Origin of the sequence: Streptomyces sp. CA-142005 (assembly GCF_050942335.1) — a bacterium.
Classification (GTDB): Bacteria; Actinomycetota; Actinomycetes; order Streptomycetales; family Streptomycetaceae; genus Streptomyces.
The window spans coordinates 1,886,639-1,909,862 of record NZ_CP192078.1 but is presented as its reverse complement, the minus strand read 5'-3'; the positions used below and the strand labels follow the sequence as shown (position 1 = coordinate 1,909,862).

Annotated in this window: 19 protein-coding genes; 7 read left to right on the top strand and 12 right to left on the bottom strand. The window is 74.4% G+C overall.

The genetic code is table 11. The features are described 5' to 3' along the window. Nucleotides 1–99 precede the first annotated feature (99 nt). From ACQPXS_RS09240 to ACQPXS_RS09230, 3 genes are all read right to left on the bottom strand, one after another. Nucleotides 100–1,074 (bottom strand): N-acetylglucosamine kinase, encoded by a 975-nt coding sequence (locus ACQPXS_RS09240; protein ID WP_433448702.1) that lies wholly within the window; start codon nt 1,072–1,074, stop codon nt 100–102. Continuing rightward, a complete protein-coding gene (locus ACQPXS_RS09235; RefSeq protein ID WP_351804601.1) occupies nt 1,071–1,748 on the bottom strand; it encodes a uracil-DNA glycosylase in 678 nt (225 codons plus the stop codon). The genes ACQPXS_RS09240 and ACQPXS_RS09235 overlap by 4 nt, the downstream gene beginning before the upstream one ends. A 91-nt stretch (nt 1,749–1,839) precedes the next feature. Then, nucleotides 1,840–2,925: a WD40/YVTN/BNR-like repeat-containing protein gene (locus ACQPXS_RS09230; RefSeq protein WP_433448699.1), complete on the bottom strand. Its 1,086-nt coding sequence runs from the start codon at nt 2,923–2,925 to the stop codon at nt 1,840–1,842. Nucleotides 2,926–3,214: 289 nt separating this feature from the next. On the opposite strand from ACQPXS_RS09230, the gene ACQPXS_RS09225 reads away from it, so the two are divergent. Then, nucleotides 3,215–3,805 (top strand): Rv1733c family protein, encoded by a 591-nt coding sequence (locus ACQPXS_RS09225; protein WP_433448697.1) that lies wholly within the window; start codon nt 3,215–3,217, stop codon nt 3,803–3,805. A gap of 69 nt (nt 3,806–3,874) precedes the next feature. On the opposite strand, the gene ACQPXS_RS09220 is transcribed toward ACQPXS_RS09225, so the two are convergent. Together ACQPXS_RS09220 and ACQPXS_RS09215 are read right to left on the bottom strand one after the other, a co-directional pair. Further along, the gene (locus tag ACQPXS_RS09220) at nt 3,875–5,860 is read right to left on the bottom strand and encodes a HEAT repeat domain-containing protein (RefSeq protein ID WP_433448695.1); all 1,986 of its coding nucleotides are present in this window, start codon (nt 5,858–5,860) and stop codon (nt 3,875–3,877) included. 167 nt (nt 5,861–6,027) lie between these two features. Then, entirely contained in the window at nt 6,028–7,707 is a 1,680-nt protein-coding gene (locus tag ACQPXS_RS09215; protein ID WP_433448693.1) for a DNA alkylation response protein, read from the bottom strand. Nucleotides 7,708–7,778: 71 nt separating this feature from the next. Between ACQPXS_RS09215 and ACQPXS_RS09210 the strand changes: the two genes are divergently transcribed. The 3 genes from ACQPXS_RS09210 to ACQPXS_RS09200 all read left to right on the top strand — a co-directional run bounded on the left by ACQPXS_RS09210 (nt 7,779) and on the right by ACQPXS_RS09200 (nt 13,811). After that, nucleotides 7,779–8,537 (top strand): PaaX family transcriptional regulator C-terminal domain-containing protein, encoded by a 759-nt coding sequence (locus ACQPXS_RS09210; RefSeq protein WP_433448691.1) that lies wholly within the window; start codon nt 7,779–7,781, stop codon nt 8,535–8,537. Between the two features lie 268 nt (nt 8,538–8,805). Further along, nucleotides 8,806–9,468 carry a hypothetical protein gene (locus tag ACQPXS_RS09205; protein WP_433448689.1) on the top strand — a complete coding sequence of 221 codons (663 nt, stop codon included), beginning with the start codon at nt 8,806–8,808 and terminating at the stop codon, nt 9,466–9,468. A gap of 8 nt (nt 9,469–9,476) precedes the next feature. Next, nucleotides 9,477–13,811: an HAD-IC family P-type ATPase gene (locus ACQPXS_RS09200; protein ID WP_433448687.1), complete on the top strand. Its 4,335-nt coding sequence runs from the start codon at nt 9,477–9,479 to the stop codon at nt 13,809–13,811. A 474-nt stretch (nt 13,812–14,285) separates the two neighbouring features. Here the strand turns inward: ACQPXS_RS09200 and ACQPXS_RS09195 are convergent, their stop codons facing one another. Then, nucleotides 14,286–15,365 carry an NADH:flavin oxidoreductase/NADH oxidase gene (locus ACQPXS_RS09195; protein WP_433448685.1) on the bottom strand — a complete coding sequence of 360 codons (1,080 nt, stop codon included), beginning with the start codon at nt 15,363–15,365 and terminating at the stop codon, nt 14,286–14,288. A 135-nt stretch (nt 15,366–15,500) separates the two neighbouring features. Between ACQPXS_RS09195 and ACQPXS_RS09190 the strand changes: the two genes are divergently transcribed. Beyond that, the gene (locus ACQPXS_RS09190) at nt 15,501–15,854 is read left to right on the top strand and encodes an ArsR/SmtB family transcription factor (RefSeq protein ID WP_433448683.1); all 354 of its coding nucleotides are present in this window, start codon (nt 15,501–15,503) and stop codon (nt 15,852–15,854) included. Here the strand turns inward: ACQPXS_RS09190 and ACQPXS_RS09185 are convergent. Then, a complete protein-coding gene (locus ACQPXS_RS09185; RefSeq protein ID WP_433448681.1) occupies nt 15,795–17,162 on the bottom strand; it encodes a nucleobase:cation symporter-2 family protein in 1,368 nt (455 codons plus the stop codon). The two genes, ACQPXS_RS09190 and ACQPXS_RS09185, sit on opposite strands and share 60 nt — an antisense overlap. Nucleotides 17,163–17,325: 163 nt before the next feature. After that, nucleotides 17,326–18,660, bottom strand: coding sequence for an FAD-dependent oxidoreductase (locus tag ACQPXS_RS09180; protein ID WP_433448679.1), 1,335 nt, complete (start codon nt 18,658–18,660; stop codon nt 17,326–17,328). 140 nt (nt 18,661–18,800) lie between these two features. Between ACQPXS_RS09180 and ACQPXS_RS09175 the strand changes: the two genes are divergently transcribed. Continuing rightward, the gene (locus ACQPXS_RS09175) at nt 18,801–19,511 is read left to right on the top strand and encodes a DUF6214 family protein (protein WP_433448677.1); all 711 of its coding nucleotides are present in this window, start codon (nt 18,801–18,803) and stop codon (nt 19,509–19,511) included. A 32-nt stretch (nt 19,512–19,543) separates the two neighbouring features. On the opposite strand, the gene ACQPXS_RS09170 is transcribed toward ACQPXS_RS09175, so the two are convergent. After that, the gene (locus ACQPXS_RS09170) at nt 19,544–20,212 is read right to left on the bottom strand and encodes a TetR/AcrR family transcriptional regulator (protein ID WP_356314275.1); all 669 of its coding nucleotides are present in this window, start codon (nt 20,210–20,212) and stop codon (nt 19,544–19,546) included. A gap of 251 nt (nt 20,213–20,463) precedes the next feature. On the opposite strand from ACQPXS_RS09170, the gene ACQPXS_RS09165 reads away from it, so the two are divergent. Next, nucleotides 20,464–20,712, top strand: a complete 249-nt coding sequence (locus ACQPXS_RS09165; RefSeq protein WP_390684035.1) for a DUF2630 family protein — start codon at nt 20,464–20,466, stop codon at nt 20,710–20,712. Nucleotides 20,713–20,760: 48 nt separating this feature from the next. On the opposite strand, the gene ACQPXS_RS09160 is transcribed toward ACQPXS_RS09165, so the two are convergent. The 3 genes from ACQPXS_RS09160 to ACQPXS_RS09150 form a co-directional block, all read right to left on the bottom strand. Beyond that, nucleotides 20,761–21,450, bottom strand: coding sequence for an HAD family hydrolase (locus ACQPXS_RS09160; protein ID WP_356314281.1), 690 nt, complete (start codon nt 21,448–21,450; stop codon nt 20,761–20,763). A gap of 179 nt (nt 21,451–21,629) precedes the next feature. Further along, nucleotides 21,630–22,352 (bottom strand): phosphatase PAP2 family protein, encoded by a 723-nt coding sequence (locus ACQPXS_RS09155; RefSeq protein ID WP_433448674.1) that lies wholly within the window; start codon nt 22,350–22,352, stop codon nt 21,630–21,632. Nucleotides 22,353–22,497: 145 nt separating this feature from the next. After that, nucleotides 22,498–23,055: a DUF5134 domain-containing protein gene (locus tag ACQPXS_RS09150; protein WP_433448672.1), complete on the bottom strand. Its 558-nt coding sequence runs from the start codon at nt 23,053–23,055 to the stop codon at nt 22,498–22,500. Nucleotides 23,056–23,224 lie beyond the last annotated feature (169 nt).

Below are 23,224 nucleotides of genomic sequence, written 5' to 3'. Positions count from 1 at the left end.
GCCGGGGACACGTGTTGCGGGCACGTGCCAGGAACATGCGCCGACAAAGCGGTGACAAGAGGGAACAATCCGCTTTTGCGCGGACCTCGCTCGGAGACCTCAATCGCCTTCCGCGGGGACCACGTAGAGCGTGGTCGGTTCACCCGGCAGAGTGAGCCGGCCGGCCGCCAGGTCGCTCGCGATCCGTACCGAGCCGTGCAGGGGATCGCCCTCGGCCGGCACCTGCCGGGCGTACGGCAGTCTGCTCGCCAACTCTTCCCGCAGGGGTGCGAGCAGGGGCTCGCCCAGCCGGAACAGGCCGCCGGTGAGCGCCATTTGAGGCGTGCCGTCCGCGGGGCACACGGCCTCGACCGACTCGGCCATGTGCCGGGCCGCCGCGCGCAGGATGTCCGCGGCGACCGGGTCGTGCGGGGCGCACGCGGCCACCCGGGGCGCGAAGGAGGCCAGTACGGCGGGCCGGTCGGAGCGCGGGTACAGCTGCCCCGGCAGCCCGCGCACCGGCCCGAACTGTTCCTCCGCGCAGGCCAGCAGCGGTGCGGAACCGCCGTCCCGGCCGTCGTGGGCGCGCAGCGCCGCCTCCAGGCCGGCCCGCCCGATCCACGCGCCGCTGCCGCAGTCCCCGAGCAGATGGCCCCAGCCGTCCGCCCGGCGCCAGGTCTTCAGATCGGTGCCGACCGCGATCAGCCCGGTGCCCGCGGCGAGCACCGCGCCCGGACGCGGCCCCAGGGCGCCGACGTAGGCGGTGACGGCGTCGGTGGCGAGCGCCACCCGCCGTACGCCCAGCTCGCGGGCGAGGGCGCCCGGCAGTTCGGCGCGCAGGGCGTCACCTAGGGTGGCGAACCCGGCGGCGCCGACAACGGCCGTGTCCAGCTCGTCCACGGCGGCCTCGGCGGCGGACGCACGGGCCAGCGGCACGAGTTGGCCCATCAGGTGGGTGGGATCGATGCCCCGGGTGCCCGTGCGCACCGGCTCCCGCGACTCCCGCCGCGCGGTGGGCGCCCGGCCCGGCACACCGACGGCGATCCGGAGACCGGAGCCCCCGGAGTCCACCGCCAGGTAACCGGGGACGGTCACGGCAGTCGCCAGTCCACCGGCTGTCCGCCCTGCTGGAGCAGCAGGTCGTTGGCCCGGCTGAACGGACGCGAGCCGAAGAACCCGCGGTCGGCCGACATCGGCGACGGATGCGCGGACTCCACCGCCGGCAGACTGCCCAGCAGCGGACGCAGATTCCGGGCGTCCCGGCCCCACAGGATGGACACCAGCGGCTTGCCGCGCGCCGCCAGGGCCCGGATCGCCTGCTCGGTGACCTCCTCCCAGCCCTTGCCGCGGTGGGCTCCCGGATTGCGCGGAGCCGTGGTCAGCGCCCTGTTGAGCAGCAGAACGCCCTGCTGGGTCCACGGCGTGAGGTCGCCGCTGGACGGCTGGGGCAGGCCCAGGTCGGTGTTCAGCTCGCGGAAGATGTTGATCAGGCTCGGCGGCAGCGGGCGTACCTCGGGTGCGACCGAGAACGACAGGCCCACCGCGTGCCCCGGGGTCGGATACGGGTCCTGACCGACGATCAGGACCCGTACGTCGTCGAAGGGCTGTTGGAAGGCCCGCAGGACGTTGGGTCCGGCCGGGAGGTAGGTGCGTCCCGCGGCGATCTCCGCGCGCAGGAAGTCGCCCATCTCGGCGATCCGTCCGGCGACGGGTTCCAGGGCCTTCGCCCAGCCCGGTTCGACGATTTCATGCAAGGGTCGTGGTGCCACGGGCGTCACCCTACTGCCGTACACGGCCCGGTGATCAACCGATGGCCGAAGCCGGCGGTGACGCACGCCCCCTGCCGCCCGCCCGCCTGTCTCAGCCGATCACCGCCGCCCGCACGCACAGCACGTCCGGCAGATGCGCCGCCAGCTGCTGCCAGCTGTCGCCGTCGTCGGCCGAGGCGAACACCTCGCCGTTGCGGTTGCCGAAGTAGACACCCGCCGGGTCGGCGTCGTCGGTGCACAGCGCGTCCCGCAGCACCGTGCCGTAGTGATCCTGCTCCGGCAGGCCCTTGGACAGCGGCTCCCAGGTCCGGCCCGCGTTTTCGGTGCGGAAGACCCGGCAGCGGTGCTCGGCGGGCACCCGGTCCGCGTCGGCGTTGATCGGGAAGACGTACGCCGTGTCGGATCGGCGCGGATGGGTGGCCACCGCGAAGCCGAACGTCGACGGCAGATCCGCGCCGATGTCCGTCCAGTGCGCGCCCGCGTCGTCGCTTCTGTACACCCCCCAGTGGTTCTGCAGATACAGCCGGTCCGGGTCGCCCGCGTCCTTGGCGATCTTGTGCACGCACTGGCCGAACTCCGGGTTCGGATCCGGCAGGAACACCGCGGACACACCGGAGTTGGACGGTGCCCAGCTCGCGCCGCCGTCGGTGGAGCGGAACACCCCGGCCGTGGAGACGGCGACGGTCACCGCCTTGGGGTCGCGGGCGTCAGTGACCACCGTGTGCAGGCCCTCACCGCCGCCGCCCGGCACCCACCGCGAGCGCGTCGGGTGCTCCCACAGCGGCCGGACCAGCTCGAAGCTCTCGCCGCGGTCCTCCGAGCGGTACAGCGCCGCCGGTTCCGTGCCCGCGTACACCACGCCGGGCTCGGCGGCGGCCGGGTGCAGCTGCCAGACGCGCTCCAGGGAAGCGCCGGTGTCCTTGGGGAACTTGACGGCCGGCTGCGGCGGTTCGGTCCAGGTGCGGCCGAGGTCGTCGGAGTGGAAGACCGACGGGCCCCAGTGCGCGCTGTCGCCGCCCGCGAGCAGCCGCGGTCGGCTCTCCCGGGTGTCGATCGCGACCGAGTAGACCGCCTGCGCGTTGAAATACGGACTGTCGTCGAACTCCCAGGTGCCGCCCCTGCGCCGCCCGATGAACAGGCCTTTGCGGGTGCCCACCGCCAGCAGTACCTCGGTCATGCCGATCACCTCCGGGACGTCTTCGTCCAGGTAGTCATGAGACAGGTAGTCGTCGGTTATCGGTCAGTCTGCACCCCACCACTGACAGTCACCCCCGATGTGCATGTTCTCGCAGGTCACGGCGGTGTCGTCGACCAGACACGAAGATCGGCCCCGGAGTCGTTGCGCCATGCGCCTGCGCAAGAGGGGCGTCTCGTGCGACCGTCGGGGAGACGGCTCGTCGTGAGCAACAGAGCGGTCTCCTGCGTATGGGAGGACGGTCCGGCCGGTCGGTGCGCTCGTGAGGAGGATGCCTTTGAAGGCGTTCCGTGGTCCGAAGGTGTGGCTGTGGCGCTGGCGGCGCAACCCGCTCAAGCGCCGGGCCGACGTGGTGGAGGCCTGGGTGGTGCTCGGCGCCTGGCTGCTGACGGTCCTGGCGGGGGTCTCGGCCGGTGTCGTGGCGGCCGGGTCGGTGGAGCAGGGACTCGCGAAGGAACGGGCGGACTGGCGACCCGTCGTGGCCCACGTGGTGACACGGGCCCCGGGATCCTCCCCCGCGCACCGCCAGGCCTCCTCCGCGGAACGCGTCTGGACCAAGGTGGGCTGGACCGTGGCCGACGGCTCCGCCCACACCGGTCAGGTCCGGGTGGAGCCCGGCAGCAAGGCCGGCACGCCGGTCACGGTCTGGACCGATCCGCAGGGCCGGCTCGTCAGCCGCCCCGCCTCCGCCGCCGAGGCCGCCTTCCGGGGCACCCTGCTCGGCTGCCTGGTGGGCGTGAGCGCGGCGGCCGTCCCCTTCGTCGGCGGCCTCGCCCTGCGCAGCCGTCTGGAACGCCGCCGCATGCGCGCCTGGGACACGGAGTGGGCACGGCTCGGACCGCAGTGGGGACGGATGGTCTGACCCGTGGCCCGCGGCCTCGGCTCCCCGTCCCGAATTCATCGGCTCGGGCGAGCGCCTGCGGTGACACCCCTACACCGTCGCCAGCACCTCCCGGCAGTCCTCGAGCAGACCCTCGTCCTCCGGTATGCCCCGCCCGCGGCTTCCGGGCACATGGGCCAGGTGGCGGCGCGGGGCGGCCAGTTCCTCGGCCGCCAGGTGCCGTAACGGTGCGGCTGCCGGGCCCATCGCGGTCAGGCACCGGGCGATCGGACGGCGGGTGCGCGGGTCCTGCGCCCAGGCCTCCCGGAACACCGGCAGAACCGGCTCCGGATCGGCGTCGATGCGCCACAGCGCGCACGCGGCCGGCACCCGCTCCCGCGCGAGATGCGACCGGGCCATGCGGCGCAGCGCGGGCAGCGCGGTGCGCCCGGCCGGACCCAGACGGCCGAGCTGAACGGCGGCCAGGCGCCGCCCGGCCGGATCACCCTGGGTCAACTCCCGCAGCAGCACCGGGAGTACGACGGAGGCGTCCTGCTGCGCCGACCAGAGCGCACCGGCCGCGGCGGCGGCATGTGGGGTGCCCAGAAGCGCGCGGAGGGCCGGTACCGCCCGCGCGGTGGCGCCCAGCGCCTCCAGCGTTTCGATGACCCGGCCCGTGACCCTGTCCTCCCGCGCCCCCGGTCCGCCGCGAGCGCCCGACAGCAGCCGCAGCACCTGCGGAACGGCCTCCTCGTCCCCGAGGGCGCCGACCGCCGCCAGCAGCGGGGCGGCGAGCGGGGCGGTGGTGGGGGAGGCCGGCGGCATCAGGCCGAGCCGGTGCCGCACCGCGGGAGCGAGCGGGACCGCGGCGGCGCCCAGGTGGGTCAGTGCGAACCCCAGGTCCACCGGTGCGGCAGGGCCGGCCAGCAGGTGGGCCAGGGCCGGGACCGCGCGCGGATCGCCGCTCCTGGCCAGTGCCTTGAGCGGGCCGCCCAGCGTGCAGGAGCCGCGCTCCCCGCGGTACGTCCACAGGTCGGGCCTGGCATACACGAGGGCGTGCAGGTCGTCCGCGGCGGGCGCGGCCAGCTCGAACAGCTCCGCCAGCACGGCGACCGCCGCATCCCGCAACCAGTCCTGTTCCGCGCCCAGTTGGGCGCCGAGCAGCCGGACCGTGCCGCCGTGGTCGGCGCGCCAGCCGCGCAGCAGCGCCGCCGCCATCCAGACGCCATGGCACCGGTCCACCGGGTTCGGACCGGTCAACTGCCCGCCGAGGAGCGCGATCCGGTCGGCCACGCGGTCGCCCAGCGCGATGTGCAGGGTGCGCAGCAGCCGGGAGCCCTCCCCGTCGGACGGACGCAGCCGCCGTATGCGCCCGACGAGGGAGTCGGCGGCGCAGGGCTCGGTGCTCCGGGCGCGGTGCGCGGAGCGCTGCCGCAGCAACCGGACCGCCGTCGGCACCAGGTCGGCGGGCAGCCGGGCGGGCGCGACCAGCGCCAGCTGACCGAGTGCGGCGAGCCGCAGCCCCGGCGCGTACGGCGGCGCGCTCTGCTCGGCCAGGAGGTCCACCGCGGCGTCGGCGTGCGCGGGGTACCGGCGGACGAACAGGGCGAGCGCCTCCGGAAGGGCGAACAGGACCCGGTCGTCCCGCTCGGCCCGCAGCCGCTGCCGTAACAGCTCCAGGACCCGGTCCGGCGCCGGCAGGAAGTGCACGAGGGCCGAGGCGGTCGCCCGGCGCACCGCGGGGTCCGGGTCCCCGGCGAGCCGGACGAACACCTCGGCGCCCGCGCACACGGCCTCGCGGGCGCGCGGGTCCCCGTCCGCGCTCTCCGCGCCGATGCCGACCAGCAGTTCCACGATGCCGCCCCGGTCCGGCACCTCCTCGCGGGCCACGAGCGAGAGCAGGAACGGGACGCAGGCCAGCGTCGAGTCGTACACACACCCCTGTTGGTGCAGCGCGCCGTACATCCCGTCGAGCGCGGTCGCCCGCTCGGCGGTGTCCGCTGACGCCAGCGCCCGTAACCAGCCGGGCATGTCCTCCGCGCTGCCGTGCGCGTGCCGCAGCGAGGCCCAGTCGACCTCGTCGATCCCCGTGAACACGTTGTCCTCCCGAGACGAGTGCCACCTGATCGCGAGTGTGCACCACGGCACTGACAACGGTCCGGAGTTGCGCGCTGACTGTGTGCGATCCGTCGGCCGTCACCGGCCAGGCCGCGAACCGCCCGGGCCCGCCCGCCGAGAAGGGCACCGGAACCCGGTGGGAACGGTCAGTTCAGGCCGGGCAGGGCCCGCTCCAGGATCGTGTCGAGGTCGGTCCCGGAGGGCAGCGTGCCGAACGCGTGCCCCCAGTCGCCGCCCAGCCGGCTCGCGCAGAAGGCGTCCGCCACCGGGTGCGGGGCGTGCCGTACCAGCAGGGACGCCTGGAGGGCGAGCGCCATCCGCTCGACCAGACGGCGGGCGCCCACCTGGTCCGTTTCGGCCAACTGGTCCTTCAGCGCGGCCACCGTCGTGTCCAGGCGGGCATCCGCCCCGCGCGCCAGGGCGAGTTCGGCGAACAGTGCCTCGACGGTGTCCGGTTCGCGGCCCAGGGCGCGCAGCACGTCGAGCGCGTTGACGTTGCCCGAGCCCTCCCAGATCGACAGCAGCGGAGCCTCCCGGTAGTGCCGCGGCATGCCGGAGTCCTCGACGTAGCCGTTGCCGCCCAGGCACTCCAGCGCCTCTGCCGTGAACGCCGGGCCCCGCTTGGTGACCCAGTACTTGCCGACGGCGGTGGCGATCCGCCGGAAGTCCCGCTCCCCGGCGTCCCCGCGCACCGCTCGGTCGGCCGCGCCGGCCAGCCGCAGCGTGAGCGTCGTCGCCGCCTCCGACTCCAGCGCCAGGTCGGCCAGGACGTTGCGCATCAGCGGCTGCTCGATCAGCCGGGCGCCGAACGCGCTGCGGTGCCCGGCATGGTGCCCCGCCTCGACCAGCGTCTTGCGCATCAGGGTCGCCGAGGACATCACACAGTCCAGCCGGGTGCAGTTGACCATCTCGATGATGGTCTTCACCCCGCGCCCCTCCGGCCCGACCAGCCAGGCCACCGTCCGGTCGAACTCCGGCTCCGAGGACGCGTTGGAGCGGTTGCCCAGCTTGTCCTTCAGCCGCTGGATGCGGAAGGTGTTGCGGCTGCCGTCCGGCAGCACGCGCGGCACCAGGAAGCACGACAGCCCGCCCGGGGCCTGCGCCAGCACCAGGAACACGTCGCACATCGGCGCCGAGGTGAACCACTTGTGCCCGCGCAGCGTGTACACGCCGGGCTCCCCGGTGGGCGTGGCCACCGTGGTGTTCGTCCGGACGTCCGAGCCGCCCTGCTTCTCCGTCATGCCCATGCCCGCCAGCAGGCCCGGCTTCTCGGTCGGCACGCGCAGCTGCGGGTCGTACTCGCGGCTGGTGAGCAGCGGTTCGTAGACCTTGGCCAGATCCGGCTGTGCGCGCAGCGCGGGCACGGCGGCGTACGTCATCGACGTCGGGCAGCCGTGGCCGGCCTCCGTGTGCCCCCACACCAGCCCGCCCGCGGTACGGACCACATGGGCGCCGGGCCGCTCGTCCGCCCAGGGTGCGCCGGCCAGGCCCTCGGCGACCGCGGTGCGCATCAGGTGGTGCCAGCTGGGATGGAACTCCACCTCGTCCACCCGGTGGCCGTAGCGGTCGTGGGTGCGCAGGACCGGCTCGTGCCGGTTCGCCAGCTCACCCCACTCCTGCGCCTCGGCGCTGCCGGCCCGCGCCCCCAGGCGCCGGATGTCGTCCTCCGCCCACCCGGCATCCTCCCGGCGCAGCCCCTCCAGCAGAGCGGCGTCGTCGGAGGCGTCGTACGGGGCCAAGGGCGGGGCCTGGTTGGTGACCTCGTGCGTGGCGTACTGCGGCTGGGACTGCGGCTGTGCGGGCGACTGCGCGGGAATCGAGACCATAGGAGCATGTTGCACTCTCCCTGCGACCGTAGCAATACTGCAACAAGGAGGTGGACGTACAGTACGTGCCCATGCGCATGAACGTCTCGCCCGAGCCGGCGGAGTCGGGGCTGCGGCCGCTGTCCGCGAGGTCGGTCGTGCTGAGCCTGCTCCTCGGCGCGCACCCGGCCGAACTGCCGGTGCGGGACCTGGTCCGGCTGGTGGAGCCCTTCGGCGTCGGCGGCTCCACGCTGCGGGCCGCGCTGAGCCGGATGGTGACCGCGGGGGACCTGCGCCGCACCGACGCCGTCTACCGGCTCAGCGACCGGCTGCTGGCGCGCCAACGGCGCCAGGACGAGGCGCTGATGCCCGGCACGCGCGCGTGGGACGGCGACTGGGAGATGGTGGTCATCACGGCGACCGGCCGCGGCCCCGCCGAACGCGCCGATCTGCGCGCCAGTTTGGCCGCGCTGCGCCTGGCGGAACTGCGCGAGGGCGTATGGCTGCGCCCGGCCAACCTCGACCGCGCCCTGCCGGACATGCTGGGCTCCGTCGCCCAGACCTACACCGCGCGACCCGACGAGCCCGCGCACGACCTGGTCGCCCGGCTCTGGCCGCTGGACGCCTGGGCGGCCACCGCGCGGACACTGATGGACCACGCGGCGGCCGCACGGACCCCGGCGGACCGCCTCACCGCCTACGCCGCGGCCGTACGCCACCTGCTCACCGACCCCGTCCTGCCGCCCGGACTCCTTCCCGCCGACTGGCCCGGGGAGGCCCTCCGCGCGGCCTACGCCGGGTACCAGCGGGAGTTGGCCGCGTCGGTCGGGCGAAGGGAGCGGGCCGCATGACCGCCTCGGTCCTCGAACTGATCCTGCGCGAGCGGTTCCAGGCCATCGGGCTCACCGCGCCGTCCGCTCCCGCAGCGGGGCCGCCTCACTGATCTCTTCCAGGACGCCGCTGAGGCGTCCCGGGCGGGGCGCTCGCGGGGTGCGGTGGCGCGGGAGCGGTGCGGGGCGTTCCCTGGGAAGTGGGCACCCCGGCAGAGGGGGAACGGGATGACCAGCGCGGAAGCGGGCACTCGGTGGGCACGCAAGGGGATCTCACCGGAGGAGAGTCATGGCTGAGCGGAAGTCGTCGTCGGCCCTCACGGCGCCGCTGCGCGGCGCGGCCTCGGCACTGCGCAGGGTGCCCGGCGCCGGGATGGTGGGCAGGGCGGCGGAGGAAACCCTGGACAAGGTCGGCGCGGTCTCGCCCCGCGGACGCCGCATCGCGGTGTACGCAGGGGCCGGCGTGCTCGGCGCCGCGGGTGTGGTCGAGTGGCCCGTGGCCCTCACCGGCGCGGCCGTGGCCTGGCTGACCCAGCCCCGGCCCAAACATCCGGTGAGCGGCGGGAACGGGACCGCGGAGAGTCCCGAGCCCGCCCATGACCTCGGCAGCGCGACCTTCGGGTCCGGCCACGGCGGCAGGTCCCGGGACACCCACCACGCGGGTGCGGCGAAGGCCGCCACGGACGCCGGTACTTCCGGCGGGGCCTGGGACGCCGGCGCCGCCGAGGCCGGGGTCGAGGCCGCCGGGGCCGCCGAGGCTTCCGGAGAGAGCCGGACAGCCGGCGCCACCCGGACACCCGGAAGCAGCCGGACGGCCGGCGGCACGGGGACACCCGGAAGCACCCGGACATCCGGCAGCGCCCGCAGTACCCGCAGCGCCGAGGACGCGGCGGGCAAGCCGTCCACCGGGCCGCTCGGTCCCACCACGCGGCCCGACCGCACCACGCTCTGAGGAGGGCCATGGCGCTCCGACTCCTGGCGGTGCCCTCGGCGGCCGTACGGCTGCTGCCCTCGGCACCGCGACTGCTGGCGCCGGCGGTCGGGGCGGCCGCCGGTGCCGCCGCGGGAACGGCCCGCGCCGGTGTGCGCAGCGCGGACGCCGCCGTACGGGTGGCGCGGGTCGCGCGCAACGCGCTGCCCGGCACCGGCGGCCACTGGCGGGCCGGCGCCCGTGCCCACCTCGCCCTGCGGCCGGTGGAGCACGAGCACGTGCGGCGCGCGGGCGGCACGGCGCAACTGGCGTGCCGGGTGGCCGAGAGGCTGGCCGAACGGCCCGACGTGCTGGTCGCCTACTGGGACGAGGGACTCGCGCGGCTGGTGGTGACCGCGACCGAGGAAGAGGCCACCGACCGGATCGTGGACCACGCCGCCGAACTGGCCGAGGGGCACGGACTGCTCCTGGCCGCCGCGGACGTGGACGAGACCACGCATCCGGCCGACCCGACCGGGGTGCGCGCGGCCGTGGCCGCACTCACCGCCGACACGGTGGGCATCGGCGTCGCGGTCACGGCGTACATGCTCCGGCTGCCGCCCTCGCCGCGCCTGGCGACCGCGGTGGTGACGCTGCTGCGGGAGAACCCCCGCTTTCGAGCCTGGCTGCGCGCCCGGCTCGGGAACACCCGCATGGATCTCCTGCTGGCCTGCGCGAACGCCACCGTCCACGGAGCCGGACAGACCCCCACCTCCCTCGTCCTCGACGGCGCCCTGCGGGCCTGCCAGGTGGCCGAGACGGTGGCGCGTGCCGCCGCCTTCGACGCGGTGCACGACCAGCTGTGCGCGCCCGGGCGGGTCAGTCTCCCGGCGGACGGCGCCCCCCGCCCGCCGCTGCGGGAGTCCCCGGCCCAGGAGTACGCCGAGCACGCCTCCGCGGGCAGCGTGCTGGGCGCCGCGGCCACCCTGCTGGTCAAGCACGACGGCGCCGAGGCGGCGGAGGCGGTCCTCGCCGGCTCGCCGAAGGCCGCCCGCTACGGCCCCGCCGCCTTCCACGCGCTGCTGAGCGCCGCCCTCGCCCGCACGGGCGTCCTGGTCCGCGACCCGGACCGGCTGCGGCGGCTGGAGATGGTCGGCACGGTCGTCCTGCACTCCAGCGCACTGTGCACCGACGAGGGCGAGGCCGACCCGTGGGCCGAACCGGTCCTGGACGCGGCCCGCCGGGCCCGCCTGCGCGTGGTGCTCGTGGACGACCCCGCCCTGGAGGACTTCACCGGACTCGCCGACCAGGTCGTCGACGCACGCCGGCCGCTGGACGACGTCGTGTACCAGGCGCGCGGCGACGCCGGCGCGGTGCTCGTCGTCGCCCGGGTGCGCACGGCCGACGACCACGACGTGCTGGCCGGGCTGCGCTGCGCCGACATCGCCCTCGCCCTCACCGACCACGACGGCGCCGTGGTCTGGGGCGCGGACCTCCTCGCGCTGCACGGGCTGTCCGACGTGTGGCGGGTGCTGACCGCGATCCCGGCCGCCCGCACGGTCGGCGGGCATGCCCAGATCCTGGCCCGTTCCGGCGCCGCGCTCTCCGGGCTGCTCGTGGCCATCGGCGAGTCGGGCGGCGGCCGCGGACGCCTCGCCGCGCTGCCGGGGCTGCGGCACGCCCCCGTCGACGCCGCCGCCGTGTCCGCACTGCTCTCCGGGGGCCGGGCCGCGCTCGGCGTGGCAGCGGCCCGGCCCCCGCATCCGCACGCGCGCGTGCACTGGCACGAGCTGGACCCCGAGGAGGCCAGGGAGCGGCTGGAGCACGAACCGGCCGCCGAGGGCGGCGCGTTCGAGCCGCTGACCGCCCGCGCGCGCAAGGCCGCCGCCGGTCTCCTCGAGCACCCGGTGGTCGCGCCCGTGCGCTGGTCCTACCGGCTCGGCCGGGCCGTACGGCGCGAACTCCACGACCCGCTCACCCCGGTCCTCGCCGTCGGCTCGGCGGCGTCGGCGCTCCTCGGCTCGGTCGTGGACGCCCTGCTCGTCGTCGGCGCCCTGGACCTGAACGCCCTGGTCGGCGGCATCCAGCGGCTGCGCGCCGAACGGGCGCTGTCCGGACTGCTCGCGGAGCAGAGGCAGAAGGCGCGCCTCGTCCCGCCGGACACCGAGGCGCCGGCCGGCGGCACGCGCACCGTGGAGGCGGGCAAGCTGCGTCCGGGCGATGTGATCCAGCTCAAGGGGGACGACGTGGTGCCCGCCGACGCCCGTCTGCTGTGGCAGGACGGACTGGAGGTGGACGAGTCGGCCCTGACCGGCGAGTCCCTGCCGGTGGAGAAACAGACGGACCGCACCCCGCACGCCCCGGTCGCCGACCGGCGCTGCATGGTCTTCGAGGGTACGACCGTGGTGGCGGGCCAGGCCCGGGCCATGGTGGTCGACATCGGTGACCAGACGGAGGCCGCCCGCGCCGTCCACCTGGCCGCGCGTACACCCCCGGCCGGCGGCGTACAGGCCCGGCTGCAGGAACTCACCCGCAAGGCACTGCCGTTGACCCTGGCGGGCGGCGCCGCGGTCACGGGCCTGGCGCTGGTGCGCGGCACCGCCATCCGGGAGGCGGTCAGCGGTGGGGTGGCGGTGGCCGTGGCGGCCGTACCGGAGGGCCTGCCGCTGGTGGCCACGGTCGCGCAGCTCGCGGCCGCCCGGCGGCTGAGCCGCGACGGTGTCCTGGTCCGTACCCCGCGCACCCTGGAGGCGCTGGGGCGTATGGACACGTTCTGCTTCGACAAGACCGGCACGCTCACCGAGAACCGGCTGCGCCTGGTGCGCACCTCTGACGCCGAGGGCACGGTGCGCCCGGTGAACGACGCCGGGTCGGCGGACGTCGTCCAGGCCGCCGTCCGCGCCTGTCCGCGCGTCGACGGCGATTCCGAGCGGCCGGTGCACGCCACCGACGAGGCCGTGCTGGCGGCCGCCGGTCCCGACCCGGAGTGGACACAGCTCGCGGACCTGCCCTTCGAGGCGGCACGCGGATACGCGGCCGCCGTCGGCCGCAGCGGGGACGGCCCGCTGGTGTTGGCGGTCAAGGGCGCCCCGGAGACCGTGCTGCCCGCCTGCTCCGGGCTACCGGAGCACGCCTCCGAGGCGGCCCAGGCGCTGGCGCGGGACGGCCTGCGGGTGCTGGCGGTGGCCGAACGGCGGCTCGGCGCGGACGAGCAGGAGGACGACGTCGTCGAACAGCCGCTGGGCGAGCTGGAGTTCATCGGGCTGCTGGCCCTGTCCGACGTACCGCGCGAGACCTCCACGGCGCTCGTGGCGGAGCTGCTGAGGGCGGGCGTACGACCGGTCATGCTCACCGGGGACCATCCGCAGACCGCGCGGGCCATCGCGGCCGAGCTGGGCTGGCCCGAGGACACCGTGGTGGTCACCGGCGACGAACTGGCGGCGGCGGACCGGGCGGCCAGGGCCCGGATGCTGCGGGACGCGGGCGTGGTGGCCCGGGTGGCGCCCGAGCAGAAGCTCCAGGTCGTGGAGGCGCTGCGGGACGCGGGCCGGGTCGTCGGCATGGTCGGCGACGGCGCCAACGACGCCGCGGCCATCCGCGCCGCCGACATCGGCGTCGGGATCAGCGCGCGCGGTTCGGCCGCCGCGCGCAACGCCGCCGACATCGTGCTCACCGACGACGACCTGACGGTCCTGATCGACGCCGTCGGCGAGGGCCGGGCGCTGTGGCACAGCGTGGCCGACGCCATCGCCATCCTGATCGGCGGCAACGCGGGCGAGGTCTCGTTCGGCATCCTCGGCACGCTGCTGTCCGGCCGGGCGCCGCTGTCCACCCGGCAGATGCTCATGGTGAACCTCTTCACCGACCTGTTCCCGTCGATGGCGGTGGCGGTGACCGAGAAGGAGGACGCGCCGGGACCGGGCCGCGGCAGAGCGCCGGAGGACGCCGAGCCCGGCACCGTGCGCGCCCGCAGCGGATCGCCGGAGGACGCCTCCGCCGTCCTGGGCGGGCCCCTGCTGCAGCAGATCCGGCACCGGGCGCTCACCACCTGCCTGGGCGCGGTGACGGCCTGGCTGATCGGCCGCTTCACGCCCGGCACCGCGCGCCGCTCCAGCACGATGGCGCTGTGCGGGGTGGTCGGCACCCAGCTCGCGCAGACGTGGCTGGACCGGCGCGAGAGCCGCCTGGTGCAGATCACCTGCCTGGGCTCCGCCGCGGCGCTGGTCGCGGCGGTGCAGATCCCGGTCGTCAGCCACGCCGTCGGGTGCACCCCGCTCGGCCCGGTCGCCTGGACCGGCGTCCTGGCGGCGATCACCCTGGCCCTCGCGGGCCAGCGGGTACTACCCCGCCTGGAGGAAACGATCGGCCGCCTGCTGCCCGACTGAACACCGGGTGGCGGCGCATGGGTCGGCTGGTGGTGGGGGTGGCCGTGGTCGGATCGGCTGGTGTCTGGTGTGGGGTGGCCGTGGTCCATCACCGGTGGTGGAGGCCATGGTCGGATCAGCCGGTGGTGGGGCGGTCATGGTCAGACCACCGGTGGTGGCGGTTGCCGTGCCGGATCCGCCGGTGGTTGCGAGTGGCGGCGCTCGGGCCGGCCGTGGTGGTGTGGGACCGGGCGGTGGTGGGCGGTGGTCGTTACATCGGCCGGTGGTGACGGTTGCCGTGCTGGATTGGTCGGTGGTGCCGGCTGGCCGCGGTTGGGCCGGCCCGTGGTGGCGGGGACGCCGGAGCTCGGATCGGCCCGTGGTCGTGGACAGTCGTCCTCGGACCGGCCGGTGGTCGTGGACAGTCGTCCTCGGACCGGCCGGTGGTCGTGGACAGTCGTCCTCGGACCGGCCGGTGTTTGCGGGTGGACGGGGTCAGACGGACCGGTGGTACTGGTCCGGTACCCGGATCTCGCCGCCCAGCTCGCGGGCGGCGTGCCGGGCCCAGGACGGGTTGCGCAGCAGCTCCCGGCCCAGCAGAACCGCGTCGGCCTCGTCGTTCGTCACGATCTTCTCGGCCTGCCCGGCCTCGGTGATCAGGCCCACGGCGGCGACGCGGAGCGGCGTCTCGGCCTTCACCCGGGCGGCGAACGGGACCTGGTAGCCGGGCCCGGTCGGAATGGTCACGCCGGAGGCGTTGCCGCCGGTGGAGACGTCGAGCAGGTCGACGCCGTGGGTGTGCAGGTCCCGGGCGAAGCGGACCGTGTCCTCCGCGGTCCAGCCGCCGTCCTGGAGCCAGTCGGTGGCCGAGACGCGGAAGAACACCGGCTTGTCCTCGGGCCACACCTCCCGTACGGCGTCCACGACCTCAAGGGCGAACCGGGTGCGGTTCTCGTACGAGCCGCCGTAGGCGTCGGTGCGGTGGTTGGAGTGCGGGGACAGGAACTCGTTGATCAGGTAGCCGTGGGCGCCGTGGATCTCGGCGATCTCGAAGCCGGCGGCGAGCGCCCGGCGGGCCGCGGCGGCGAACTGGCCGACGACTTCCTGGATCCGGTCCACCGTCAACGCGGTGGGCACGGGGTGGTGCTCGTCGAAGGGCACCGCGCTCGGCGCGACCGGCTGCCAGCCGCGCGCCTCCGGTCCGAGCGGAGCGCCGCCCTTCCACGGCTGGTCGGTGGACGCCTTGCGGCCACCGTGCGCGAGCTGGACCCCCGGCACCGTGCCGTGGGCGGTGAGAAAGCGGGTGATCCGGCGGAAGGCCTCCACCTGCGTGTCGTTCCACAGGCCGAGGTCGTAGGGGGAGATCCGGCCCTCCGGTGAGACCGCGGTGGCCTCCACGATGATCAGGCCGGTGCCGCCCGTGGCGCGCGCCGCGTAGTGCGCGAGGTGCCAGTCGTGCGGGGCGCCGGCGAGCGGGCCCTCGGGCTCGGCCGAGTACTGGCACATCGGGGGCATCCACACCCGGTTCGGGATGGTCACTTCGCGCAGGGTGATGGGTTCGAAGAGCGCGCTCACGACAGACTCCGTTCGTCACCGGACCGCTGGTTGGTCGGCTCGTACGATATCTCTCGTACTACGACAGGTGTCAAACTACGACGTCTCTCGTACAATGCCGGGAGCCGAGGAGTTCCGCGTCGAAGGGCAGCCGCCGTGACCGACACCGCCACCGCCGGCCGCGCGCTGCCACACCCGGAGCGGCAGCAGATCCGCCTGGAGGCCGTGCTGCACGCGCTCTCCGACCCGATGCGGCTGCAGATCGTGCGCGAACTCGCCGCCCAGGAGGTGGAGTTGACCTGCTCGCAGTTCGAACTGCCGGTGACCAAGTCCACCACCACGCACCACTTCCGGGTGCTGCGCGAGAGCGGGGTCATCCGGCAGATCTACCGCGGCACGGCGAAGATGAACGCGCTGCGCCGGGACGACCTGGACGGTCTCTTCCCGGGGCTACTGGACAGCCTCCTCGCCGCCGCCGACCGGCAGTCCGCCCGCCTCGGCGGTGCCTGAACCGGCCTTCACCGGAAAGTGGTTGAACAGCAGGTTGAGCGCGATCGCGGACAGACAGCCCGCGCTGATCCCGCTGTTCATCACCGTCTGGAACCAGTCCGGGAACTTCTCGTAGACCGTCGGCACACCCACCGGCAGCATGCCGATCGCCAGCGACACGGCCACCACGGTCAGATTGTGGTTGCCGTGGAAGTCGACCCGGGCCAGCGTCCGCAGCCCGCTCGCCGCGACCGTGCCGAACATGACCAGTCCGGCGCCTCCCAGCACCGGTGCCGGGATGGCCGCGACCACCGCGCCCAGCTTGGGCAGCAGTCCGAGCAGCACCAGGATCCCGCCGGCCGCAGCCACCACCCAGCGGCTGCGCACCCGGGTCATCCCGACGAGGCCCACGTTCTGCGCGTACGCCGTGTACGGGAAGGTGTTGAACACGCCGCCCAGCACCGTCGACAGACCGTCCGCGCGCAGCCCGTCCGCGAGCGGGCGCGGCTCGACCCTCCGTCCGGTCAGCTCGCCCACGGCGATCAGGTCGCCGGTCGTCTCGGTCATGGTCACCAGGGCGACCACCAGCATGGACACGATCGCGGAGGCCTTGAACTGCGGCGCCCCGAAGTGGAACGGCGTGCTGATGCCCACCCAGTCGGCGCCGGAGACCCCGCTGAAGTCGGTGAACCCGAACGGCACCGCGACCGCCAGGCCCACCGCGATCCCGATCAGGACGGCGATCCGGCCGAGGGCGGGCGGCGCGAACCGCTGCACGGCCAGCACCACCGCCAGCACGAAGGCCGCCAGCGCCAGGTTCCTCGGCTCCCCGAAGTTCTTCGCGCCGGCGCCGCCCGCCGCCCAGTTGCCCGCGACCGGCAGCAGCGAGACGCCGATGATCAGGATCACCGTGCCGGTCACCAGCGGCGGGAAGAAGCGCAACAGACGGCCGAAGACCGGCGCGAGCAGCATGATGGCCAGACCCGCGACGATCACCGAGCCGTAGATCGCGGGCAGCCCGCCGCCCGTCGTCCCGATGAGCACCATCGGCGACACCGCCGCGAACGTACAGCCCTGCATGATCGGCAGCCGCACGCCGAACCGCCAGAAGCCGACACACTGGATCAGCGTGGCGATACCGCACACCAGCAGGTCGGCGGTGATCAGATACGCCAGGTCGGCGGGCGACAGCTTCATGGCGCCGCCCACGATGAGCGGTACGGCGACGGCGCCCGCGTACATGGCGAGCACGTGCTGCAGCCCGAAGGCCGCCAACTGTCGTGCCGGTGGTATCTCGTCGACGGGGTGGACGGCTGCGGTGGTGGCCATGGGGACTCCAGCGGTGAGCGGGCGGGGGGGCGACATCCGAACAGGAGGAGACCGTAAGCTTCTTGAACAGTTTGTTGATTTCCGGTCTGTTGCCGCTGTGTGTCATGCCCGCCCGGCCCGTGCGGAATCCCTGGCTCCACCGGGATGCCCGGCTACCGGAGCCTTAAGCCCTCCGGGCCGCCGTGAGCAGCGCGTCCCACTCGGCCAGCTTGACCACGCCCCGCCCGAGCCGCGCGCCCAGCTCGGCCTCTGCCTGCTCGATCGCCAGCCACCCCGCCCACGGCACGGGATCGATCCCGGCCGCCCGCAGCACGGGCACCGGATCATCGGGCACCTGCCGGAGCGACAGCGCCGGAGCGTCCGCGAGCAAGGAGGTGACCGTCTCCTTGGCACAGGGCCGGTTGGTGCCGATGACACCCGTCGGACCGCGCTTGATCCACCCGGCGACGTACTCGCCGGGGGAGGCGACACCCTCGCGTACGACACGCCCTGCCGCGTTAGGCACCGTGCCGCTCGGCGCGTCGAACGGCAGCCCCTCCGGCGGCACCCCGCGGTAGCCCACCGAGCGCAGCACCAACTGGGCGGGCACGTCCACGAACCGGCCGGTGCCCGTCACCCCGCCCTGCCCGTCCGGTGCCGTCCGCTCGAAGCGCACCGCACCTACCCGGCCGGCGTCCGCGAGGAATTCCGTGGGGCGCAGGAAGAACCGCAGGCGGATGCGCCGGGCGGCGTCGGTGGAGGACCGGGCGGCCCAGTCGCGCAGCACCTCCAGATTGCGGCGCTGCACGGCGGACAGGGCGGCGGGGTCCGCCGGATCCAGCGCCAGGTCGGCCGGATCGACGCCGACGGCGGTGCCGGGCAGCGCGCCCAGCTCGCGCAGCTCCTTGGTCGTGAAGCGGGCCTGCGAGGGGCCGCGCCGGCCCACCATGTGCACCTCGGTGATCCCGCTCGCCGTCAGCGTGTCCAGTGCCGCCTGCGGCATGTCCGTCGGGCGCAGCTCCGCGGCACCCCGGACCAGCATCCGCGTGACGTCCACCGCCACATTGCCCACGCCGATGACGACGGCCGACCGCACTCCGCGCAGAAAGCCCGCGTCGGCCGCGTCCGGATGCGCGCTGTACCAGGCCACGAAGTCGGTCGCCGACCAGCTGCCCGGCAGTTCCTCGCCCGGAATCCCGAGCCGGCGGTCGGCGGCGGCGCCGACGCAGTACACCACTGCGTGGTAGAGCTCCCGCAGCCGCTCGACGGGCAGTCCGCCGGGACCGCCCACCCGGACCCCGCCGAGGAACCGCACCCGGTCGTGCTCCAGCACCGTCCTCAGGCTGCCCTGGAGGGACTTGATCTTCTCGTGGTCCGGGGCGACGCCGTACCGGACCAGGCCGTACGGGCACGGCAGCCGGTCCAGGACGTCCACGGACACCTCGGGATCCTGCTGAACCAGGGTCTGGGCGGTGTAACACCCGCTCGGACCCGAACCGACGACGGCGACACGCAGCACAGCGATGCTCCTCGGCCGAAGGAGGTGGTGTGCGGACGGCTCCAGCATGGCACCCGCCGGCCCATGACGGCAGGGGCCGGCGGGGTGACTGCGAAGCGTGTCCTTCGTATCGAATGTAATCATGCGGCTACGTTGCGTGCGTGCTGGAAGCATCCTTTCTTGATCTCTCCGAGCGGGACGCGAAGGACGGCGTGGTGTCCGTGCGGCCCGCGTGGAAGGTGCGGGAGAACGGCGAGGCCACGTCGTGGTTCCATGTGCGACTGGTCTTCCTCGACGGTGCTCAGGTCGACGCCCTGGCCGTCGTGCGCGAGGGCCGCGTGTCCATCGAGGACGTCAGGGCGCAGCCGGCCCTGTCCCTAGCCGACCTGGCGGTGCTCGCCGACTGGATCGAGGGGCCGCTGTTCGAGTCGTGCGGCGTGGAGCGGTCGCACGAGGGCGACGGCGAGGCCCCCGGGGAGCGGTACGAGCCGGAAGCCGACGACGAGGCCCCGGGGGAGCGGTACGAGCCGGAAGCCGACGGCGATGTCGAGGCAGAGGCAGAGGCAGAGGCAGAGGCAGAGGCAGAGGCAGAGGCAGAGGCAGAGGCAGGGGCCGAGGTCGGCGGGGAGGAGCACGGCGAGGAGGAGGACGCGCTCTGTGCCGCTCCGCGGCGCGCCCGGCCGGTCTGGCCGCGCGGCATCGAGGGCCGTCGGCTGGTGGCCCAGGAATACCGTGCCGCACAGGAGGAGGGGTGTGACCCGGTCCTCGCCGTGATGAGCGCGACCGGACACAGCCGCCGCCGCTCGCTCAGGCTGATCGCCCAGGCACGGGACGCGGGGTTCCTGACGCCCCGCCACGCGCGCCGCGACTGAGGGGGCTGCCGCCGCGGCGGCCCACGCGGCCCTCAGGGGCTGCTCGGCCGCTCCTCCGTCGCGAAGAACCGGGACAGGTCCTGCTCCCGCGCCTCCCTGCCCTGCTCGCTCTCCGGCGGCACCCCGGACTCCCAGTCGAGCCCGTAGCGCTGGAACAGTTCGGCCCGCAGCGCGGGAACGGGCATCGGCACCCCCGGCACCAGCGCCGCGTACACCGCGCCCATCAGCAGGGCGCGCAGCATCGGATAGTCGGCGCCGACATCCTGGGAGCCGTACCGGGCGACGGTGTCACCGAGCAGTTCCGACAGCCGGCGCTGCTCCGGGCACTGCACGAAGCCCTCCGCCTGCAGCAGCCCCGCCATGTGCTGCCGCATCAGCACGGGCCGGTCGCGGGCCAGGCCCAGGATCGCGTCGATGGCCCGGGCGAGGCGCTCCCGGCCGTCCTCGGTGCGCGGCTCCCGTTCCAGCGCCTCCTCCAGCGTGCGGTGCATCAGCCGGTGCACGGCGGACTGCACCAGCTGGCGCTTGCCGGGGAAGTAGTACGACACCAGTCCGCGCGCCGAACCGGCGCGGTCCGCGATGTCGCCGAGCGTGGTGGCCTCGAAGCCGTGCTCGTCGACCAGCTCTACGGCGGCCTGCAACAGCCGCTCCCGGGAACGCCGCCGCAACTCTTCATTGACCGAGGCGCTGCGCGGGGACATCCTGTAACTCCTGCGTTGACTGGCTGCCAGCCAACTATACTCACCGCAGTGGGCACCGCCATGCGCGTGCCCTGTCCAGGGCTGCCGTCCGTCTGGGGCGACGCGGGGGATCGTCTCAGGCGGACGGCGTGGCAGCGAGCACTTTTCCGCGTCGCGCTCGGCCGTGCCCGACCCATGCGCCGAGCGGTGTCGCAGGGCGGCCGTCGGCTCCCTAGAGTGGCAGCGGTGCCGAGGCGAGGAGGCGGGTCGTCATGGATCAGGACCAGCGGATCCTGAGCAGGATCTCGGAGATGGTCGAGGACGAGCGCAGGCTCCGCGCGGAGCTGGCCTCGGGCCGGATCGACAGCTCTGTCGAGCAACAGCGGCTGGGACAGCTGGAGCGTGAACTCGACCAGTGCTGGGACCTGTTGCGGCAGCGCCGCGCCAAGGCCGAGTTCGGCGAGAACCCGGACGAAGCGCATGTGCGCCCCGTCGGCCAGGTCGAGGACTACCAGGGCTGACCGGCCGCGCGGCCGGCGGGGCGAACACGGGGAGCAGCGCCGCGGGCCTCAGCTCACCAGGTCCAGCACGGGCAGCAGCGCGTCGGGCCGGTCCGTCACTGGCAGGTGGTCGACGAAGTGCACCCGGCAGCCGAGCGCGGCCGCGCCACCGTCCGCCTCCTTGCTGTCGCCCACCATCACCACCTGCCGCGGATCGGCGTCCAGCGCCGCACAGGCGACCGAGAACAGCCGCGGGTCCGGCTTCTGCACGCCGTGCTCGTACGACAGGACGTACGCGTCCACGTACCGGTCGAGCCCGTGCTCGCGGAACACCGGGCGCAGGTCCCAGCCGATGTTGCTGACCACGCCCACGCCGATCCCGCGCTCGCGCAGCGTGCGCAGCACCTCGGGGGCGTCCGGGTACGGGGCCCAGGCGGCCGGGGTCTTGTGCCGTTCGTACAGCGCGTCGTGCAGCCCGGGGTCGGGCAGCGGCACCCGCCGGGACAGGCCCGTGTAGGCGGCCCGGTGCAGCTCCGCGCTCTCGTCCCGCACCGCCCAGACGCCGGCCAGGTCCGCCGGCAGCTCCACGGGATCCGCCCCGCCCGGCAACGCGCCGGCCGTCTCCAAGGCCCGTGCGGTCGCCTTGAGTTCGGGTTCGGGCAGGGTGTGCCCCGTCTCGGCCAGCACCGCACGCAGCCAGGATTCGGTGGACTCGATGCGGAACAGCGTTCCGGAGAAGTCGAACAGCACTGCAGTCATGCGCCTGACCCTATCCGGGTCGATCCACGGCGGTGTTGGCGTGACGCGCTCGTGGCCACTCGTAGGCGACCACGGCCAGGGCTTCCACCATCGTGGCGACCACGGCTGTACGCCGGCGGACGCGATCGGTGCCGAAGCGGTGCGGCAGCCACGGCGGCAGGGCGCTGACCTATCCGGGCCTATGCGTACGGGTGTTGGCGGGCTCGTGGCCACTCGTAGGCGACCACGGCCAGGGCCACCACCATCGTGCCGAACAGCCAGCCGCCGAGGACGTCGGAGGGCCAGTGGACGCCCAGCCACACCCGGGTAAGGCCCACGCCCACCACCGAGACCACGGCGGCCGCCACGGCCGTACGCCGGCGGACGCGACCGGCGCCGAAGCGGTGCAGCAGCCACAGGAGCAGGCCGCACACCACCGTGGCCGTCATGGCGTGTCCGGACGGGAAGGCCGCGTAGCCTGCGGAGTCGACGGGGTCCGGCCACACCGGGCGGGGCCGGTCGACGGCGCTCTTCAACGACTGCTGCACGACCGCCGCCAGGCCCACGGTGACCGCCAGCCACAGCGCCGTCCACCAGGCGGCGTGCCGCCACACCAGCCACACCACGGCGACCGCGCTCACCAGACGCATCGTCAGCGGATCCCAGACCCAGTCGGTCAGCACCCGGAAGATGTGCGTGAGAGCGTGGTCGTGCACCGCCCAGTGGTGGGTCGCGCGGGAGACGTCGCCGTCCACGGTGAGCAGAGGGTGCCAGCGGACCACGACGAGGGCCGTCAGCAGCGCGCAGCCCATGCCGACTGTGGCGGCGAGGAGGGCCGCGGCACGCAGGCTCGGTGGGCGGGGCCGGCGCGGTGCGATAGCGCTGGGGCCGGGGCTCTGACTGGGGCTGGGGCTGCGGGGCATGTCGTGATCCTTGTGGATCGGGAGGCCGTCGGCCACCAGCGGGCCGGCCCGCGCGGCGTGCGGTGCCGACAGCCAAGGGTTGTCCCGCTCTTCGTCGAGTTCGACCAGCGCCGGGAGCCGGACAACGCACCCGCAAAGACCCCGCTCACATGGCCAGCAACATTGCCACCATGCCGATCCCCATCGACAGCCGGCAGGCCCGCGCCAGTTCCGGCCGGTCGCCCCAGCCGACCGGGCCGCCGCCGGCCCCGGCCACCGCGGCTGCGGCCGGCACCAGACGGGCGCCGGCGAGCAGCACGTAACCCGCGAAGTACAGCAGCAGCACGCTGGTCAGCAGGGGCATTCCCGAGCCGCCGTGTCCGTGGTGGGCGCCGGGCGGGGCCACGGCCATGGCCAGCGACATGTAGACCATCGCGCAGGTGCCCACCAGGTGGTGCAGGTGATGCGGGGCGGCGCGCGCGGCCCACAGCGCGCGCAGTGCCGCCGCGCCGAACACGGCCGCGTACACCGGCCACGCCCACCTCGGCGGCGAGAACGCGGCCGCCGGTACGGCCATCACGGCCATGCCGAAGCCCATCAGCGCCTCGCCGCCCGCGGATCTGCGCTGCTCCTCGACACGGCTGCGCATCCGCAGCAGGCAGTAGGCGCCGGTCGCCGCGCACAGGGCGACCAGCAGCCACGCTGCCGGTACCGGTCCGTGCACGCGCACCTCCCCGTTCGACGGTCGGTCGAGGATGCGATGCCCACGCCGTGCGGAGCGCACGCGAGCGCAAGGGTGTACACGGGGAGCATTCGTCGGAGCACGGCAGGTGAGCGGACCCTGGGGATCGAGGCGACGAGGAATTTTACGAGTAAAACACATGTTAATTTAG

Excerpts from the sequence above, each read along its gene's own strand:
- ACQPXS_RS09230 (WP_433448699.1), bottom strand. The coding sequence starts at position 2,925 with ATGACCGAGGTACTGCTGGCGGTGGGCACCCGCAAAGGCCTGTTCATC.
- ACQPXS_RS09225 (WP_433448697.1), top strand. The coding sequence starts at position 3,215 with ATGCCTTTGAAGGCGTTCCGTGGTCCGAAGGTGTGGCTGTGGCGCTGG.
- ACQPXS_RS09215 (WP_433448693.1), bottom strand. The coding sequence starts at position 7,707 with ATGGTCTCGATTCCCGCGCAGTCGCCCGCACAGCCGCAGTCCCAGCCG.
- ACQPXS_RS09210 (WP_433448691.1), top strand. The coding sequence starts at position 7,779 with ATGCGCATGAACGTCTCGCCCGAGCCGGCGGAGTCGGGGCTGCGGCCG.
- ACQPXS_RS09205 (WP_433448689.1), top strand. The coding sequence starts at position 8,806 with ATGGCTGAGCGGAAGTCGTCGTCGGCCCTCACGGCGCCGCTGCGCGGC.
- ACQPXS_RS09200 (WP_433448687.1), top strand. The coding sequence starts at position 9,477 with ATGGCGCTCCGACTCCTGGCGGTGCCCTCGGCGGCCGTACGGCTGCTG.
- ACQPXS_RS09185 (WP_433448681.1), bottom strand. The coding sequence starts at position 17,162 with ATGGCCACCACCGCAGCCGTCCACCCCGTCGACGAGATACCACCGGCA.
- ACQPXS_RS09170 (WP_356314275.1), bottom strand. The coding sequence starts at position 20,212 with ATGTCCCCGCGCAGCGCCTCGGTCAATGAAGAGTTGCGGCGGCGTTCC.
- ACQPXS_RS09165 (WP_390684035.1), top strand. The coding sequence starts at position 20,464 with ATGGATCAGGACCAGCGGATCCTGAGCAGGATCTCGGAGATGGTCGAG.
- ACQPXS_RS09160 (WP_356314281.1), bottom strand. The coding sequence starts at position 21,450 with ATGACTGCAGTGCTGTTCGACTTCTCCGGAACGCTGTTCCGCATCGAG.
- ACQPXS_RS09155 (WP_433448674.1), bottom strand. The coding sequence starts at position 22,352 with ATGCCCCGCAGCCCCAGCCCCAGTCAGAGCCCCGGCCCCAGCGCTATC.